At 31.9% G+C, this 17,767-nt stretch carries 15 protein-coding genes, 2 tRNA genes and 1 pseudogene; 6 read left to right on the forward strand and 12 right to left on the reverse strand.

Annotated features, from left to right (window positions below):
• Positions 1-29 precede the first annotated feature (29 nt).
• The 3 genes from L6Q46_RS09500 to rlmN form a co-directional block, all read right to left on the reverse strand.
• The gene (locus tag L6Q46_RS09500) at positions 30-1,010 is read right to left on the reverse strand and encodes a polyprenyl synthetase family protein (protein ID WP_291284105.1); all 981 of its coding nucleotides are present in this window, start codon (positions 1,008-1,010) and stop codon (positions 30-32) included.
• Positions 1,011-1,129: 119 nt separating this feature from the next.
• Complete coding sequence (locus L6Q46_RS09505) at positions 1,130-2,287, reverse strand: carboxypeptidase-like regulatory domain-containing protein (RefSeq protein ID WP_291284106.1); 1,158 nt, start codon at positions 2,285-2,287, stop codon at positions 1,130-1,132.
• A 146-nt stretch (positions 2,288-2,433) separates the two neighbouring features.
• Positions 2,434-3,474: a 23S rRNA (adenine(2503)-C(2))-methyltransferase RlmN gene (gene rlmN / locus L6Q46_RS09510; protein ID WP_291284107.1), complete on the reverse strand. Its 1,041-nt coding sequence runs from the start codon at positions 3,472-3,474 to the stop codon at positions 2,434-2,436.
• Between the two features lie 92 nt (positions 3,475-3,566).
• Here rlmN and L6Q46_RS09515 point away from each other — a divergent pair, with 92 nt between their 5' ends.
• On the forward strand, positions 3,567-4,208 hold the full coding sequence (locus L6Q46_RS09515) for an O-methyltransferase (protein ID WP_291284108.1): 642 nt from the start codon (positions 3,567-3,569) through the stop codon (positions 4,206-4,208).
• On the opposite strand, the gene L6Q46_RS09520 is transcribed toward L6Q46_RS09515, so the two are convergent.
• The 6 genes and pseudogenes from L6Q46_RS09520 to L6Q46_RS09545 all read right to left on the reverse strand — a co-directional run bounded on the left by L6Q46_RS09520 (position 4,192) and on the right by L6Q46_RS09545 (position 9,565).
• On the reverse strand, positions 4,192-4,767 hold the full coding sequence (locus L6Q46_RS09520) for a phosphatase PAP2 family protein (protein ID WP_291284119.1): 576 nt from the start codon (positions 4,765-4,767) through the stop codon (positions 4,192-4,194). The genes L6Q46_RS09515 and L6Q46_RS09520 overlap by 17 nt on opposite strands.
• A complete protein-coding gene (locus tag L6Q46_RS09525) occupies positions 4,767-5,114 on the reverse strand; it encodes a twin-arginine translocase TatA/TatE family subunit (RefSeq protein WP_291284109.1) in 348 nt (115 codons plus the stop codon). The genes L6Q46_RS09520 and L6Q46_RS09525 overlap by 1 nt, the downstream gene beginning before the upstream one ends.
• A 101-nt stretch (positions 5,115-5,215) precedes the next feature.
• A pseudogene (locus L6Q46_RS09530) lies at positions 5,216-7,415 on the reverse strand (M1 family metallopeptidase).
• Positions 7,416-7,430: 15 nt separating this feature from the next.
• Positions 7,431-7,937 (reverse strand): DUF6702 family protein, encoded by a 507-nt coding sequence (locus tag L6Q46_RS09535; protein ID WP_291284110.1) that lies wholly within the window; start codon positions 7,935-7,937, stop codon positions 7,431-7,433.
• A gap of 16 nt (positions 7,938-7,953) precedes the next feature.
• Complete coding sequence (locus tag L6Q46_RS09540) at positions 7,954-8,790, reverse strand: hypothetical protein (RefSeq protein ID WP_291284111.1); 837 nt, start codon at positions 8,788-8,790, stop codon at positions 7,954-7,956.
• On the reverse strand, positions 8,780-9,565 hold the full coding sequence (locus L6Q46_RS09545) for a carboxypeptidase-like regulatory domain-containing protein (RefSeq protein ID WP_291284112.1): 786 nt from the start codon (positions 9,563-9,565) through the stop codon (positions 8,780-8,782). The genes L6Q46_RS09540 and L6Q46_RS09545 overlap by 11 nt, the downstream gene beginning before the upstream one ends.
• 103 nt (positions 9,566-9,668) lie before the next feature.
• On the opposite strand from L6Q46_RS09545, the gene pepE reads away from it, so the two are divergent.
• The gene (pepE, locus tag L6Q46_RS09550; RefSeq protein WP_291284113.1) at positions 9,669-10,376 is read left to right on the forward strand and encodes a dipeptidase PepE; all 708 of its coding nucleotides are present in this window, start codon (positions 9,669-9,671) and stop codon (positions 10,374-10,376) included.
• Between the two features lie 30 nt (positions 10,377-10,406).
• Here pepE and L6Q46_RS09555 read toward each other — a convergent pair.
• Both L6Q46_RS09555 and L6Q46_RS09560 read right to left on the reverse strand, forming a co-directional pair.
• Positions 10,407-10,482: transfer RNA gene (locus L6Q46_RS09555), tRNA-Gly, on the reverse strand.
• A gap of 31 nt (positions 10,483-10,513) precedes the next feature.
• Positions 10,514-10,589, reverse strand: a tRNA-Gly gene (locus L6Q46_RS09560).
• A gap of 156 nt (positions 10,590-10,745) precedes the next feature.
• Between L6Q46_RS09560 and L6Q46_RS09565 the strand changes: the two genes are divergently transcribed.
• Both L6Q46_RS09565 and L6Q46_RS09570 read left to right on the forward strand, forming a co-directional pair.
• Positions 10,746-11,183, forward strand: coding sequence for a GNAT family N-acetyltransferase (locus tag L6Q46_RS09565; protein ID WP_291284114.1), 438 nt, complete (start codon positions 10,746-10,748; stop codon positions 11,181-11,183).
• 50 nt (positions 11,184-11,233) lie between these two features.
• Positions 11,234-12,817 (forward strand): L,D-transpeptidase family protein, encoded by a 1,584-nt coding sequence (locus tag L6Q46_RS09570; protein ID WP_291284115.1) that lies wholly within the window; start codon positions 11,234-11,236, stop codon positions 12,815-12,817.
• On the opposite strand, the gene L6Q46_RS09575 is transcribed toward L6Q46_RS09570, so the two are convergent.
• Positions 12,806-13,537: a murein L,D-transpeptidase catalytic domain family protein gene (locus L6Q46_RS09575; RefSeq protein WP_291284116.1), complete on the reverse strand. Its 732-nt coding sequence runs from the start codon at positions 13,535-13,537 to the stop codon at positions 12,806-12,808. The two genes, L6Q46_RS09570 and L6Q46_RS09575, sit on opposite strands and share 12 nt — an antisense overlap.
• A gap of 190 nt (positions 13,538-13,727) precedes the next feature.
• On the opposite strand from L6Q46_RS09575, the gene L6Q46_RS09580 reads away from it, so the two are divergent.
• Positions 13,728-16,139 (forward strand): DUF5916 domain-containing protein, encoded by a 2,412-nt coding sequence (locus L6Q46_RS09580; protein WP_291284117.1) that lies wholly within the window; start codon positions 13,728-13,730, stop codon positions 16,137-16,139.
• Positions 16,140-16,222: 83 nt separating this feature from the next.
• Positions 16,223-17,740, forward strand: a complete 1,518-nt coding sequence (gpmI, locus tag L6Q46_RS09585) for a 2,3-bisphosphoglycerate-independent phosphoglycerate mutase (protein WP_291284118.1) — start codon at positions 16,223-16,225, stop codon at positions 17,738-17,740.
• Positions 17,741-17,767 lie beyond the last annotated feature (27 nt).

Consider the following 17,767-nt stretch of genomic DNA (forward strand, 5'->3'; position numbering starts at 1 on the left):
AAAATGGTTGTATGAAATATGAAAAAAAATTATTTTTTTCTTTCAATCACGTAATTTACCATTAAAATAAGGGAATCTTTGTATGGAGATGTTGGGAAATCTTGTAATAACGAAAGTGCTTCTTGCTGAAATTGCACCATTTTTTCTTCGGCGTACGTTAATCCGTTTTTGTCTTTTACGAATTGGATTACTTCTTTTACGCGCTTTTTGTCTTTGTTGTGATTTTTAACCGAATTGATTACCCAACTTTTTTCTTTTGGCGAGCAATTGTTCAAAGCGTAAATCAATGGTAAAGTCATTTTTTGCTCTTTAATGTCGATTCCGGTTGGTTTTCCAATGGCATCATCGGTATAATCAAATAAATCGTCTTTAATTTGGAACGCCATTCCGATTAATTCTCCGAATTTACGCATTTTTTCAACCACATCTTTATCTTCTGGAGCCACAGAACAAGCGCCAAGCGAACAACAAGCTGCAATTAAAGTAGCCGTTTTTTGTCGGATGATTTCGTAGTAAATATCTTCGGTGATATCTAATCTTCTAGCTTTTTCGATTTGAAGTAATTCACCTTCACTCATTTCGCGAACAGCTACTGAAATGATTTTTAGCAAATCGAAATCGTTATTATCAATAGAAAGCAATAATCCTTTTGACAATAAATAATCGCCAACTAAAACAGCAATCTTGTTTTTCCAAAGGGCATTTAAGGAGAAAAATCCACGACGTTTATTACTATCATCAACTACATCATCATGCACTAAAGTTGCGGTATGAATTAACTCAATAACCGAAGCACCACGATACGTTCGTTCATTAACTGTACCGCCTGAAACCATTTTTGCGGTTAAGAAAACAAACATCGGTCGCATTTGTTTTCCTTTTCGGTTTACTATATAATGTGTAATTCTGTTTAATAAAGCCACTTTTGAAGACATGGAATCGCGAAACTTCTCTTCAAAGAGTTCCATTTCATTTGCGATGGGGAGCTTTATTTGTTCGGTTATTTTCATTGAGGTATCAAAAATACAAAAACAAACTCGTTAGTCAAAAGTTTAGCAAAAGATTATAAAAAAAGAGACTTCGAACTTTATCGAAATCTCTTTACTTTTTTTTTAGAATGAAGAATAAATTAATTTTTAATAGAATCAACAAATCGTTGCTCGCTTTCTTTTAAAGGAAAAACATTATTCATTTCCCAAAATTTCTGAGTGTAATTTGTTCCTGCTTCAAAAATAGTATCGCCACCAAAACCTTTTTCAGGTATCTCAACATCGTTTTTAACATCCAAAACTAATAAATCAAAAGTACTGCTAACATTATCGTGTACTTTTTTACCCATTTGAATGTAAAGACTGAAGCTGTTTTTATAGTAAACCAATTCATATTGGTTATTTACAAACTTAAACTTACACCAAACCGATTGATCGTTAAGCTTCAATTTGGCAATTAATATATTTTTAAGTTTTGAGTTTTTCTTATGTGAATCCGCTATTTCAACTTTAAATTCAATTATTTTATTAGATTTATTATCTACGATAACATAACCTTCATACAATAATTCATCACTATCTACATTCGGAATTATTTTAATGTATTCGTATTCAAATCCAGAAGCATCTCTTCTTAAATATCGGTCAAAAGAGTATTCTTTACTCTTGATAAGATTTTCAATACCATCAAAATTATAAGCATATTTTACATAATCTCTTACATTGTAAGCTGAATTCATTCCGTTTAAAACAGAACTTGTAGAATCTTGTAAATTGGATTTTATTGCTCTACTTTGGTTTATTTGTAAAACCGATTTTCCATTTCCTTTCTTAATGAAATAATCCATTTTTGCATCGGAATACTTGGTGTATTGATTGTTTATTTTTACAATCTCCCTTCCATAAGTACTTAATTTACTGTTTTTAACCGCACGAACTTTTGCATCTTTTATCAACGATTTTAAAAAATCTCTTCCCGAAACGTTTGAAATTATTAATTCATCTAAAATATACACTTTTGGAGTTAAATAAATTTCAACTTCCTTGTTTTCAAATACAACTTTCTTAGTTTCGTAATTGATGTGGCTAATTTCAACCTCTTTGATGTGATGTAACGAAAATTCTCCATCCTCGTTTGTCATCGTACCAGTCAAATTACCTGAATTATCTTTATAAATAATATTTACAAACGGAATAGTTTCTTTTGTTTCTGCATCTTTAACAATTCCTTTCGTGCTATTTTCCTGAGAAAAACCAAATGTAAAAAAAAGTAGAAATAATAAGGTGTGCTTAATCATATTTTAGATGTGTGTTAGTTAAACTGAATTTATTTTTTTACAAAATCATTCAGCTGCACGAAGATACTGTTTCTTACAAAAGAACACGTATTTCTTACATCTTTTTTTATGATTCTAAAACTAGAAAAAGTAAATTATTGAATAAATTAAGATTTATTAGCTAATTGACCGCAAGCAGCATCAATGTCTTTACCGCGACTTCTTCTTACCTTAGCCACGATATTATTTTTTTCTAAAGCAGTTATGTAAGCATTTGTAGCTTCTTCAGAGGCTTGTTGGAACATACCATCATCAATTGGATTGTATTCAATCAAATTTACTTTACATGGTACATATTTACAGAATTTCACCAAAGCATCAATCGATTTTTTATCGTCGTTGATACCTTTCCAAACTACATATTCGTAAGTAATTTTACTTTTGGTTTTTCTATACCAATATTCCAAACTCTCACGCAAATCGGTTAAAGGAAAATTCTTCGTAAATGGCATGATTTCGTTTCGAATTTCTTCAACAGCTGAATGCAAAGAAACTGCTAGTTTGAATTTCACCTCATCATCTGCCATTTTTTTAATCATTTTCGGGATTCCAGAAGTAGAAACGGTGATTCTTTTTGGTGACATTCCCAAACCTTCGGTAGACGTAATCATATCAATCGCTTTCATCACGTTTGGATAATTCATCAAAGGCTCACCCATTCCCATAAAAACGATGTTGGATAAAGGTCGGTCGTAATATAAACGACTTTCGTTATCAATTGCGGCAACTTGGTCATAGATTTCTCCTGGTTCCAAATTACGCATACGTTTTAATCGAGCTGTCGCACAAAAATTACAATCTAAACTACAACCTACTTGCGAAGAAACACAAGCGGTAGTTCGAGTTTCTGTAGGAATCAAAACCGATTCTACGATTAAGTCATCGTGCAAACGAACGGCATTTTTAACGGTTCCATCTTCGCTACGTTGTAAAGTATCAACCTTGATGTGATTGATTACAAAGTTAGCTTCTAACATGGTACGTGTTTCTTTAGACAAATTAGTCATGTCTTCAAAAGTATGCGCGCGTTTTTGCCATAACCATTCGTAAACTTGGTTACCACGAAACGCTTTGTCTCCGTTAGAAACAAAAAAGTTACGCAATTGTTCTTTAGTTAGTGCTCGTATGTCTTTTTTCTCGATTTGCATGATGCAAAAGTAATGAATTTAGAAATTAGAATTCAGAAATTAGAAATTAGAAGAGTTGGAATTTGTATTTTTGTTAAAAATTTGATTTTATCATGCATTTCATATCAGAAGATTTAGAAGATTACGTTGCCAATCATTCGCAAGCGGAACCTGAATTATTAGCGAAACTTAACAAAGAAACCTACCAAAAAATTATGCAACCGCGAATGTTGAGTGGTCATTTTCAAGGTAGAGTTTTGAGTATGCTTTCGAAAATTATTCGTCCGAAACATATTTTGGAAATTGGAACGTATACTGGTTATGCTGCTTTGTGTTTAGCGGAAGGATTAGCGGAAAACGGGACTTTAGATACGATAGATATTGAAGAGGAATTGGTAGATTTTCAGAGAAAATATTTTGATGCTTCGCCATGGAAAGACCAAATTTTTCAACACTTAGGAGATGCAGTTGATATTATCCCAACTTTGAATAAAAAATTTGATTTGGTTTTTATTGATGCTGATAAAGAAAATTATGTAAATTACTTTCACTTAATTGTCCCCATGATGAACAAAGGCGGAATTATCTTATCGGATAATGTTTTGTGGAGCGGAAAAGTGCTGGAAGAAGTTAAACCAAATGATAAAAGCACACCCGTTTTATTAGAATACAATCAACTATTGAATACTGACCCAAGAGTAGAAACGGTTTTATTGCCTATTCGTGATGGTTTGACGGTTAGTCGTGTTTTGTAATGAAATTGTATTTTTTACCAAAGAACAAATACAATTTATAACATCCAAATCCGAAAATTGCTCCAAATACATAACCCGTAAGAATATCTGCTGGAAAATGCAATCCTAAGTAAATTCGGCTAAAAGCAAAAATTAGTGGAAACAAAAACAACAAATAAGTATGCTTGTAATATTTACGAAGAATTAATACAACAAAAGTTGTTGTTGCGAAAGAATTAGAAGCGTGCCCTGAGAAAAAGCTGAATGAGCTTCTCTTTTCTACTATTCGAGCTATTTGATTAACTTCCAAATCATTACATGGTCGTAAACGTTCGAAAGAATATTTGAAAAGATTGGTAATTTGGTCTGTAAACGTAATTAAAGCAGCCAAGAAAAGAATAATGATTCCTAATCCTTTCCATCCTACTTTCTTTTGAATTAAATAAAACACCCCAATAAACAGTGGCGACCAATAGATTTGTTTTGTTATTATTTTCCAAAAACTGTCGAACTGCTCAGAACCTAATCCGTTTAAGAAAAGGAATAATTCTTTATCTAAGTTAATTAACTGCTCCAAAATTACATTTGTCTTTTTACAGGTCCGGTAATGCTTTCAATATCTTCTTTTACTTTTTCTATTGGATTTTGAACATCTAAATTAATGTTTTCCATAGGATTTACCATTTTTGTAATTCCTTCTTTAGCTTTTGCTATTTCTTCAGAAACACCACCTGTTAACGTATTCATATCCAACCCAGCTTCTTGAGTTCCTTTATGAATTTCGTTCTTTATTTCGTTTGTGGCATTTTTTAATTGTGCCATACCTTTACCTAAAGCACGAGCAATATCTGGAATCTTATCTGACCCAAACAACATTAAAACAACTAAAATGATGAAAAACAATTCACCTCCACCTATTCCAAACATAGTGTCTTTTTTGAAAATTAACTTCGCAAAGTTACAAAGTTTTGTACCTACTTTATCTTAAAGTAATCAAAAAAAAGACTATCCGAAGATAGTCTTAATTCTTATTTCTTTTCTAAAGTATCAAATTTTGATTCTGTTCCTCCTTTAGGCCAATAGTTATTTTCAACATCAATATCAGCTGTTTCTAATTTTGGATCTAATTGAATTTTTATCACTTTTTTCTCTGTTGCAAAAACTCTCTTTGCAGTATCATTATTCTTTCTCCAAATTTGAGCAGGGAATTTTTGAGTTTCACTTGTTCCATCTTCAAATTGAAGTTCAACGATAATTGGCATAATTAATCCTCCTGGTTTTTCAAACTCTACTTCGTAGAAATATTTAGGCGATTTTAATGCATTTTTTTCTTCTGCAGTGTAATTTTTATCTAGATAATCTGCAAGCGCTTGCACATTTTTAGCATCGAATCCTTTTTTCAATTCAGGTTTAAAATCAGGAGCATCTTCTGCAACTAAGTACAACATTGGCTCACCATCGCTAATTTTTCTTCCTCTTCTATTGAACATCGCTTGTGTTTCTTTAGAAGCTTCTGTAGAAACAAAATACTGTTTAACCGATTTTACTCCAATATCGGTATAATCTGTTGAATAGAACCAACCTCTCCAAAACCAATCTAAATCAACCGCAGAAGCATCTTCCATCGTTCTAAAGAAATCTTCTGGTGTAGGGTGTTTGAATTTCCAACGGTTTGCATAGGTTTTGAAAGCATGGTCAAACAATTCTCTTCCCATAATGGTTTCTCTTAAAATATTCAATCCTGTAGCTGGCTTACCATAAGCATTAGCTCCAAATTGGTAAATATTTTCAGAATTCGACATAATAGGTTCTAAATATTTTTGATTTCCTTTCATGTAAGGCACAATATTTTTGGCTGGACCTCTTGTTGCTGGAAAATTTGGATCGAAAGAAGTTTCCGTTAAGTATTCTAAGAATGTATTTAAACCTTCATCCATCCAAGACCATTGTCTTTCGTCTGAATTTACAATCATTGGGAAGAAGTTGTGTCCAACTTCGTGGATGATAACTCCTAACATTCCATATTTAATTCTATCACTTACAAATCCTTTTTCATCAGGACGACCGTAGTTCCAACAAATCATTGGATATTCCATACCTTGATCTTCTGCCGAAACTGAAACTGCTTTTGGATAAGGATAATCAAATGTAAAATGAGAATACGTTTTTAATGTATGAGCTACCGCTTTTGTAGATAAATCTCCCCAAAGTGGATTGGCTTCTTTTGGATAAATTGAAATGGCTAATGGTTTGTTTGTTGGCAAATCAACTGCCATCGCGTCAATTATGAATTTTCTTGATGTAGAAAAACCAAAGTCACGCACATTTTGAGCTTTGAATTTCCATGTTTTCTTTTTGTCTGAAAAACTTTTTTCAGCAGCAATAGCTTCGTCTTGTGTTACAATAATAACAGGCTTATCGAATGTTCTTTCTGCTAATTCCCATCTTTTTACTTGTTCTGGGGTAAAAACTTCGCTTCTATTTTGTAGAACTCCTGTTGCTTCCATAACATGGTCAGCAGGAACTGTAATATTTACTTCGTAATCTCCAAAAACTAAAGCAAATTCTCCTCTACCCCAAAATTGCATGTTTTGCCATCCTTCAACATCATTATAAACAGCCATTCTTGGAAAAAACTGAGCCATCACATACAAGCGATTTCCATCTGCAAATTGCTCATAACCTGAACGTCCGTTATTTGCTCCTTCCATGTAATTCACAATATTATACCACCACTTGATTGAGAACGTTCCCTTTAGCATCTTTAACATATTCAATATTAAATCCACCATCAAAAGATTTATCCATGTATTTTTTTGCAAAACCACTTGTAGAAATGGCTTTATCCATGTTTTGACTTTCTACTAAAGGCGTTTTAGAATCAGGTCTTTCTATGTTTTGTTCTAATTGTACCCATAAATACTCTAAAGCTTCAGGTGCGTTATTGTAGTAGGTTATTGTTTCAGAACCATATAATTTCTTGTTTTTATCATCTAACTCCAGATTCATTTTATAATCTGCTTTTTGCTGATAATATGCTGGTCCTGGTGCTCCAGAAGCCGTTCTAAACATATTTGGAGTTGCCATTTCGTCATACATTTGACGAAACTTATTCTCGTTATAATGTCCAAGCTCTCGCTTTTTTTCTTCTGTTTTTACATCCTGAGCTATAGCTCCAAAAGATATAATTAAAGTTAGAAAAGCACTAAATACAATTGACTTTTTCATATAATTGAATTCTTTTTAATAGTCTATTTTTTGACTGGTATCACTATTAGTAAACAAAAAGCTGTTTTTGTTACTATTAATATTCACATGAACTATATTCTGTTGCTCCTTATAAATATCGGTTAGTAACGAATTAAAGATTTCGAAGGTATTTATTTTTTTTGAAACGGCAATTTTAGTGTAAAAAATTAACACATCACCTTCTACTTCTCGAGCTAAATATTCAATGTTTTGCGATTTTTTATTGATAGAAATTTTAATTTTTTCTTTCAAATATTCCTGAATTAGAGCATCTGCATTTTCAATTTCTCTTGAAGATGTTAAGTAAAATTTCTTTTTAAATCTTTTTTCCAATGCTTTTTCTAGGTCGTCAATAAAAATTCGGGAAGTAATTTCTACTCTTTTTTTGTTTGGGACAAAATCAATTTGAGTTACAGATACATAAAATTTATGCCAAGCAAATGAGCTCATCATTACAATCATAAAGATTGGCAAAACAAATCGAAATAAATTCTTTTTCATTTGGTAAAAATAGCAATTATTCTTTTTGATTTTCTGATTTGAATTCTTTTGCTTTTAAAGTTAAATACTGAATAAGTTGCAATTCGTATTCCGATTTTAAAAACAAGGATAAATCTTTAATTGGCATTTCGGCATATTGTAAAAACATTGGAATATCTTCGTGCTTAATTTTTAAGGTTTCTACGAAAAAATTATGTGAAAAACGCTCAAACATGTGGTCGGAAAAAGATTTGGTTTGAATATCGCGTTCTCTTCGCTCTTCAAAAACACGTTCCGAATACTTTTTTGAGTTTCTATCTTTTACAAATAAACTCACAATTCCTGCTCCAATTGCAAGAAAATTAAAATTTGAACCATTTGGCGCAAAATGACTCGGCATTGCCGTATTTACTGGTGTCCCTAAACGAACATCATCTTCATAATGCATTACTTTTTTTGCATCAATTTTTGTAAAACCATCTCCATAAACTTGGATTCGCTTTATATCTTCTTCAATAATACCCGTAAGCGAATAAGGTGTAATTTCGACTTCATTTAACTCGGTAACTCTTACTTGTAATCTAATTTCAAGCTCTTCTAACCAAAAATCCTTATCGGTTAAAATATATTTTTTAGAATCGTATGAAAGTCCTTGAATAAAAAGCGTATCTGTGGCTCTCGCTTTAATTGAAAATCTCCCATCTACATTTGTAACTGCTCCAACGTTTGATGTAATATTAAAAACCGTTAAATTTTCAACTTCTATTGAATCCGCTACAATTCTACCTTTCAAAACTTTCCTTTCAACATGTTGTGCTGTTCCTAATTGGAAAATAAAAAAAAAGAAAATAAAAAGTACGTAATTATTTTTCATTTGAAGTCTTATTTGAAATTTCTAACTCTTTTAATTTTAAATATTCAACTGCTAATTCTGAAAGAACGAAAGTAGCCATCGTTTTATTTTTATCCTTCATTGATCTTGCAAATTTTTCATTTTCAACAATGTAAAACAGAAAACCATCAACATATTCATTTGGAATTTTTAATGTTTCTACGAAATATTCCCTTTCAAAATAATCAGAAGTTTTGGCTTGCAACATTTCTTTTCTCTCCACTATCACTTCTTTTTTCAACATAGCGGTTCTTCCGCTAATCGAATTAATCAAACCGTCAACACTCATTCCTCCTAACGGAATTAACAAAGGACTGTACCATTTAAATTCTCCGGCAGCTGCTAATTTACGTTCGGCTGGTGTGTATGTTTTTTGATTGGCTGGAACAATCCCTAGGGCAACAGCATTGATGTTTTTGTAATTGATAATAGCTACTTCCTCTAATTCTGTTATAAGCGATTCCATTTTAATTAATAATAAATCATTTGGAAAATCAGTTTGTTTTATAACATATCGTGTAGCTTTTAAATTTACAGCACTAAATTGAAGCGTATCTGAAACTTTTGCTTTGATTTGAAAATAGCCTCTTGAGTCTGTTACAGCACCATTTCGTTTAGACAAATTAATAACGTGAATTCCTTCTAGCAAAGAAGATTCTGAAACTATTTTTCCATTAATAATAGAATCATTTTGTGACAAAACGACTAAAGGAAAAAAAATAAGAAACAGAAGTAATCGTTTTGCCATAAATTTCATTTATTAATTTGTAAATTTAAGTGGAAACTTTTAAAATGAAATCCTAACAAGATGATAAACTTATGTTAAGACAAATTTGGTAGCTTTGTAAAAAATTAATTTGATGAAAAATATTATAATTGCTAGTACATCAACTTTACATGGTGGTGGCTACTTAGATTATTTATTACCTGAATTGCAATCTTTCTTTTCTAACGTAAAAGAGTTACTCTTTATTCCATATGCAAGACCTAGCGGAATTTCGCATGATGATTATACAAGAAAAGTTAGTGAAGCTTTTGCAAAAATTAACATCTCTGTTAAAGGAATTCATGAATTTGAAAATCCAATCGAAGCTGTTGAAAAGGCTGAAGCAATTTTTACTGGCGGAGGAAACACATTTTTATTAGTAAGCCAATTATACAAGAATAATGTAATTGACACATTAGAAAGAGTAGTCAAAAACGGAACAACTTATTTAGGAACAAGCGCTGGTAGTAACATTTGCGGTTTAACAATGAGCACCACTAACGATATGCCAATTGTGTATCCTCCAAGTTTTAGAACTTTAGGATTTGTTTCATTTAATATAAATCCACATTACTTGGATCCAATTGAAGGTTCAACACACATGGGAGAAACACGCGAAACTAGAATTAATGAATTTCATCATTTTAATCCGCAACCTGTTGTAGGATTGAGAGAAGGAAGTTGGTTAGCCGTTAAAGGCGATTCTGTAAAACTAAAGGGAACTTTAACTGCAAGAATTTTCAAAAGAAATGAAACTCCTATTGAAGTAGCTCCAGAAACCGAACTAAACGAATTAAAATAACAAAAGCCTTGCAAATGCAAGGCTTTTTTATGGAGCGGAAGACGAGGCTCGAACTCGCGACAACCAGCTTGGAAGGCTGGAGCTCTACCAACTGAGCTACTTCCGCAGGTGATAATTTTTAAAACTTTATCTTGTTTTGGAGCGGAAGACGAGGCTCGAACTCGCGACAACCAGCTTGGAAGGCTGGAGCTCTACCAACTGAGCTACTTCCGCATAACAAAAGCGTTTACTTTTGTGGGTGCAAATATACTTTAAAAGTTTTGGTAATTGCAAATTTTTTTAAATATTTTTTTCAGAGCTATTGTACTAACTTTACACTGAAATTAATGCTTTTCTCTAAAAGATTAACTTTTAACGAGTTATATAATTATGAAAATTAAAAAAATTAGTTCGATTGAAACCTATCCTGTGCGACATGAAGTTTTAAGAAAAGGAAAACCAATCGAAACTTGTCAGTTTAAAGGCGATGATGATGAAAATACAACTCATTTTGGATTGTATTTAGAAGATAAACTCGTGGGAATTATCTCTATTTTCAAAGAAAAAAATAATTTATTCTCAGAAACAAATCAATTTCAAATTAGAGGAATGGCGGTTTTAGAAGAATTTCAAGGCAAAGGACTTGGAGCCGAATTAGTAAAAGAAGCTGAAAATCATTGCATTAATTTGAACGCAGATTTAATTTGGTTCAACGCAAGAGAAAATGCAGTTCCGTTTTACGAAAAATTAGACTATAAAATTATTGGCGATTCTTTTTTAATTCCCGATGTTGGCATTCATTTTGCGATGTCCAAGAAAATACACTAAGAAGATTTTCAATAATTCTTCTTATATTTATATCACAATTGTTGCTCTCTATGAAAAAAATTACTTTTCTACTTCTTATTCTCTCTGTCATTTCTTGTAAAAAGGAACCGTTGCCTATTGCATTTGACAACAGCATTATTAAAGATACCGTTTTAAATGTAATTATTAGACCTGTTCATCCTGACTTACTTTCGGAAAAATCAGATAGTTTGAAATTGTATTATCAAAAAATGAATTTTCACGAAATTTGGTATTTAGATGAAAACCGAAGAGACTTAATCAATGAAATTAAACTTTGCTACGAAGATGGATTAAATCCAAACGATTATGAAATTAATATTATTGAAGATTTAGAAAGCAAAAGAGCAAAATTAAATGATGAAGACATTGTAAAATATGACATTCTACTTACCGAAACCTTTGAAAAATTAGCCAACCATCTCCACAAAGGAAAATTAAATCCGAAAGAATTATATACCGATTGGGATTTAAAACCAAAAGAAATCGCTCTTTCTCCATTATTAGAAAAAGGGATTAAAGAGAAAATTATCGCTTCAACTTTTAAGGATTTAAAACCTAATCATATTGTTTACCAATTACTTAAAAAAAGTTTAGTTGAAATTGATAAATTCCCAAACGTTACTTTTGAAAAAATAAGCACAAAAAATAAAATTGTTGTAAACGACACTTTACCAGAGATGGTAAAAATTAAAAAACGTTTAGCCTACTGGAAAGATTATCGAAATAAAGACAGTATTATTACTTGGGCTTACGACACTTTAACTTTTAAAGCGGTAAAACGTTTTCAAGCACGACATGGTTTGTCTCCAGATGGCGTTATTGGAGTTGGAACACTCAAAGCTTTAAACACCACTAAAAACGAACGAATTGAACAAATATTTGCCAATTTAGAACGATGGAAATGGTATCCTTCTAATTTAGGAAAACAATACTTAATATCAAACATTCCAGATTATATGTTGCATTATGTAATTGATAATGATACCGTAGCTTCGCATAAGATTGTGGTAGGAACTCCTAAAAGAAAAACGCCTATTTTAAGTTCGAAGTTATCTAATTTTGTTTTCAACCCAACTTGGACCATTCCTCCTACCATTATTAAAGAAGATTTAACTCCAGAGGCATCTAGAAACCGAAATTATTTTCCATCAAGAAGACTAACCATATACAACAGTCAAGGAAAAGAAGTGAGTCCGTATGAATGGAATCCAGCCAGAGCCAACAATTACAAATATGTTCAAAAACCAGGTTACAATAATTCTTTAGGTTTGGTTAAATTTAATTTTGCCAATCGTCATTCTGTTTATTTACATGATACAAATCATCGTGATTATTTTGTAAAAACGTATCGTTCATTGAGTTCAGGTTGTGTACGAGTTGAAAATCCATTGGTTTTAACCAAACAAATTTTAACGAAAACCAATCCTAACAAATGGGATAACAACGAAATTGATTCCATTATAAAATTAGATAAAACAAAAACAGTGTCCGTTAAAGACACTGTAAATGTATATTTGTTTTATTGGACGAGTTGGATTGAAAATGACAAACTTCAATTTAGAGATGACATTTATGAACTCGATAAGGCTTTATTTTTAAAATTAAGAGACTAACTTAGATTTCACCACATAATTTCTTGATGGGTGATAAATAAAAATACAAGATTTCCCTTTAATTGTTTGAATTAATTCTTTGTGAATTTCATAAGGAACAGCCGGACAACCTTGACTTCTTCCTAATCTTCCTGTATTTTTAATAAATGATTTGCTTACATAATCAGCTCCGTGAACCACAACTGCTCTGTTTCTAGCATTATCATTTATTCCATATTCCATTCCATCTAAACGTAAAGATAAACCGTGCTTTCCTGTATAAGTTTCTCCTGTCACATAAAAACCTAAACTACTTTTAAATGATTCACTCGCATTTGAAAAATCAGTTGCATATTCAGAACCTGAATTTCTTCCGTGAGAAACTAACGATTTTAAAATCACTTTTTGTGTTTTCATATCAATAACCCACATTCTTTCTTGAGAAGATGACAAACTAAAATCAACAATCGTTAAAATTTCGTTTTCTATTTTACCTTGTTGTTTTAATTGTTCATATCCTTCAAAAGCCGCTAAAAAACTTTCAAATGTTGGTAAAGAAAACCCATTAGCATCGATAACTGTATAAAATGATTTACTTTTAGCTTCAAAAGTTGCTTTCGCATTTGCAGCAATTAATTTTGGATCAGTAGATTTAACTTCATTCTTAGTATTTTCTGTTGTATTTAAAGGCTTGAACGAAAAAATGCAAAATAAAATTAGGGGCAAAAATCTGTAAATCATTGTTAATCTTGTAGTTATATTATTGTTGTAATGCACCAAATATATTTATTATTTTTAAACCTGCAAACTTTTTTATGTATTTTATCGAAAATTTTAACCTTTCGTCGATTATTCGCACAAAAGTTAAACATTATATAAAAAAAGTAGACATATAATGTAATAAGATAATTTTGCAACCAAAATTCATTACATGACAAACAAATTCGGCATCACTATATTTATTTGCATCGCAAGTTTTCTTTTTTCGTTTTCACAAACTAAGAAAAGTGTTTCTACTAAGAAAACAACTGAAAACATTTCAATTGATGCCGAGTTAAATGAAGCTTCTTGGAAAGATGCTGAAATTGCCACAGACTTCGTTTCTTTAGAACCTAAGAACGGAACTCCAATTCCAGAAGAATTTAAAACCGAAGTAAAAATCTTGTACTCTAATGATGCTGTTTATATTGGTGCAAAATTATACGACCCAAATCCAGAGAAAATTTTAAAAGAGTTAGTAGAGCGTGACGAAATTGGGACTTCTGATTTTTTCGGAATTTTTATAAATGGTTATAACGATGGTCAGCAAGAATTTCGATTTTTTGTAACGGCTGCCAACGGACAAATCGACACCAACTTTACTTCTGCAGAAGGTGAAGATGGTTCTTGGAACGCAATTTGGGAAAGCAATGCAAAAATTACCGATTTTGGCTATGTGGTTGAAATGAAAATTCCTTATGCCGCACTACGTTTTCCTGAAAAAGACAAACAAACATGGGGACTAAACTTTTTTAGAGAAGTTAGAAGAGAACGCCAAAAGTACACTTGGAGTCCTATTGATAATAAAATTGGAGCCATTTCGCAGCAAGCTGGAATCTTAACTGGAATAGAAAACATCAAAACTCCTACCCGATTGTTCTTAATTCCTTATTCTTCCTTTTATCTTTCTGGAAGTGAAACTCAAAAAACCAAAGGCGAATTAAAAGGCGGATTGGATATCAAATACGGAATCAATGATGCATTCACTTTAGATGCGATTTTGGTTCCCGATTTTGGTCAAACCAAATTTGATAATGTGGTTTTGAATTTAGGTCCATTCGAACAACAGTTCAACGAAAACAGACCTTTCTTTACCGAAGGAACCGACTTATTCAGCAAAGGCAATTTATTGTATTCGAGAAGAATTGGACAAACCGCTGATTTGAATTTAAATTTAGCAGAAAATGAATCTATAAACGAATATCCTGGTGCTATTAATTTAGTAAATGCATTAAAAATTTCGGGTCGTGATAAAGATGGATTAGGAATTGGATTTCTTAATGCTATCACTGAAAAAACAATGGCGACTGCCACCAATTCTGATACTAATTCAACTCGACAAGTTGAAATTTCTCCATTGACAAATTACAATGTAATGGTTTTTGACCAGCGATTTAATCAAAATTCATCGGTAACTTTCATTAACACAAATGTTACACGAAACGGAAGTTTTAGAGATGCCAACGTAACCGGATTATTATTCGATTTGAACAACAAAACCAACAAATACAATCTTTCTGGAGGATTAAAATCGAGTAGTATTAATGATGTTGAAAATAAAAATGGTTATAACGCATCGTTATATTTTGCAGAAACAAACGGAAAATTTAGATATAGTTTCGGAAGCGAATACATGTCAAAAGATTTCGAAATCAACGATTTAGGAATTAATTTCAGAACCAATTACTATTCATTTTCTGGAAACACTAACTTTCGTATCCTAAACCCAAATAAAACTTTCAACACCTTTAGAATTAACCTAAATTCTTACTTTGAATTCTATACGCCTACAAACCAAATTCAAGCGAGTAATTTCAATGTTAACATAAATTCAACCAATAAGAAAAATCATTTTTTTGGTGGAGGAATTGACTTTAATCCGTTTAAAAATTACGATTATTACGAACCTCGTGTTACGAATAGATTTTTTGTAAAACTAGAAACCGCTGGGGGATGGCTTTACTTTTCTTCAAACTATAACAACAAATTTGCAGTTGATTTCGAGCCTTTCATAACGCACGTAATCAACGAAAATAGATATGAAGCTGGAGTGAATATTAGTCCAAGATATCGTTTTAGCGATAAATTCTCATTGGTTTATGGTTTCAATTACTTTAAACAAAAAAATGATATTGGTTTTATTGATTTTGAAGACTCTAACATCATTTTTGCTCGAAGAGATAGAGACACTTACACAAATTCTATAACTAGTAAATTTTCAATTAGTAGTGTAATGAATTTTAATTTATCGGTTAGACATTATTGGTCTTTGGCAGAAAACAATAAAATCAACAACTTAAATGAAGATGGAAGTTTAGCACTAAACACCACTTATACAGGTAATAAAAACTCAAACTTTAGTACTTGGAATTTAGATTTAAGTTATTCATGGTGGTTTGCTCCAGGAAGTCAAATGTCGATTTTATACCGAAATAATGCTGCAACTTTTGACAGAACTATTAATAAAAATTTCAATTCGAATTTTTCTAATTTATTACAGGACAATTTGAATCATATTTTATCAATAAGTGTCCGTTATTTCATCGATTACAACCAAGCTAAAAACTGGATTAAAAAAGGATAAATCACTTAATCGTTTTCGTAATTTTAAGTTGGATTTTTATCTAAAAATTTATCAATTGTTTATCTTTGTACAAACACACAAAAATGAACAAAAAAGTAATTTTAATGATATTGGATGGTTGGGGAAAATCGCCTGATCCAAAAGTTTCTGCAATAGACAACGCCAACACTCCTTTTATTGACAGTTTATATACCAAATATCCAAATGCCCAACTTCGTACTGATGGTTTAAACGTAGGTTTACCAGAAGGGCAAATGGGAAATTCAGAAGTAGGACACATGAACCTTGGCGCTGGAAGAATCGTATACCAAGATTTAGCCAAACTAAATTTAGCGGTTGAAAACAAAACCATGAGTCAAGAAAAACCACTTATGGAAGCTTTCGATTATGCCAAAAAGAACAATAAAGCGATTCATTTCTTAGGATTGGTTTCCGATGGTGGTGTGCATTCTCATACTTCGCATTTAAGAGGTTTGATTGATGCCGCACAAGAAAGTGGTGTTCAAAAAATGTTTGTTCATGCCTTTACCGATGGTCGTGATGTAGATCCGAAATCGGGAGTGAAATACATTTCAGATTTAGAAAATTATCTTCAAAATACCAATGCAAAATTAGCTTCTGTAATTGGAAGATACTACGCAATGGACAGAGATAAACGTTGGGAAAGAGTAAAATTAGCTTACGATTTAGTAGTAAATGCAGAAGGAATTCACTCAAAAAATGCGGTTGCGACTATTAACGAAAGTTATGCAAATAATGTTACTGATGAATTTATCCAACCTATTGTGATGGTGGATGAAAACAACAATCCAATTGCGAAAATTAAAGACGAAGATGTGGTGATTTTCTTCAATTTCAGAACCGATAGAGGAAGAGAATTGACTGAAGTTTTATCGCAAAAAGACTTCCACGAATTCAACATGCACAAACTGAATTTGTATTATGTTACGATGACCAATTATGATGAAACATATGAAAATGTTCACGTAATTTACGACAAAGACAACATCACAGAAACACTTGGTGAAGTTTTAGAAAAAGCCAATAAAAAACAAATTCGAATTGCCGAAACCGAAAAATATCCGCACGTAACCTTTTTCTTTTCTGGAGGAAGAGAAGAACCTTTCGTTGGCGAAACGCGTATTTTGAAAAATTCACCAAAAGTAGCCACGTACGATTTACAGCCCGAAATGAGTGCCTTCGAACTAAAAGATGCTTTAGTTGAAGAACTTAAAAAAGCAGAAGTTGATTTTGTTTGTTTAAACTTTGCCAATGGCGACATGGTTGGACACACAGGCGTAATGGAAGCCGCAATAAAAGCATGCGAAGCGGTTGATGTTTGCGTAAAAGAAGTGGTTGAAACCGCCTTAGAAAACAATTACACCACAATAATCATCGCCGACCATGGAAACTGCGAAACGATGATTAATCCAGATGGTTCGCCAAACACAGCACACACAACCAATCCTGTGCCAATTATTTTGGTTGATAAAGAATTAAAGAATATTCAAAATGGTGTTTTGGGCGACATTGCTCCAACTATTTTAGAGTTGATGGGAATTGAAAAACCTGATGTAATGGCTTGTAAATCATTATTATAAATCGTATCAAAAAAATATTAAGAAAGA

This window comes from Flavobacterium sp. (assembly GCF_023151265.1).
GTDB lineage: Bacteria > Bacteroidota > Bacteroidia > Flavobacteriales > Flavobacteriaceae > Flavobacterium.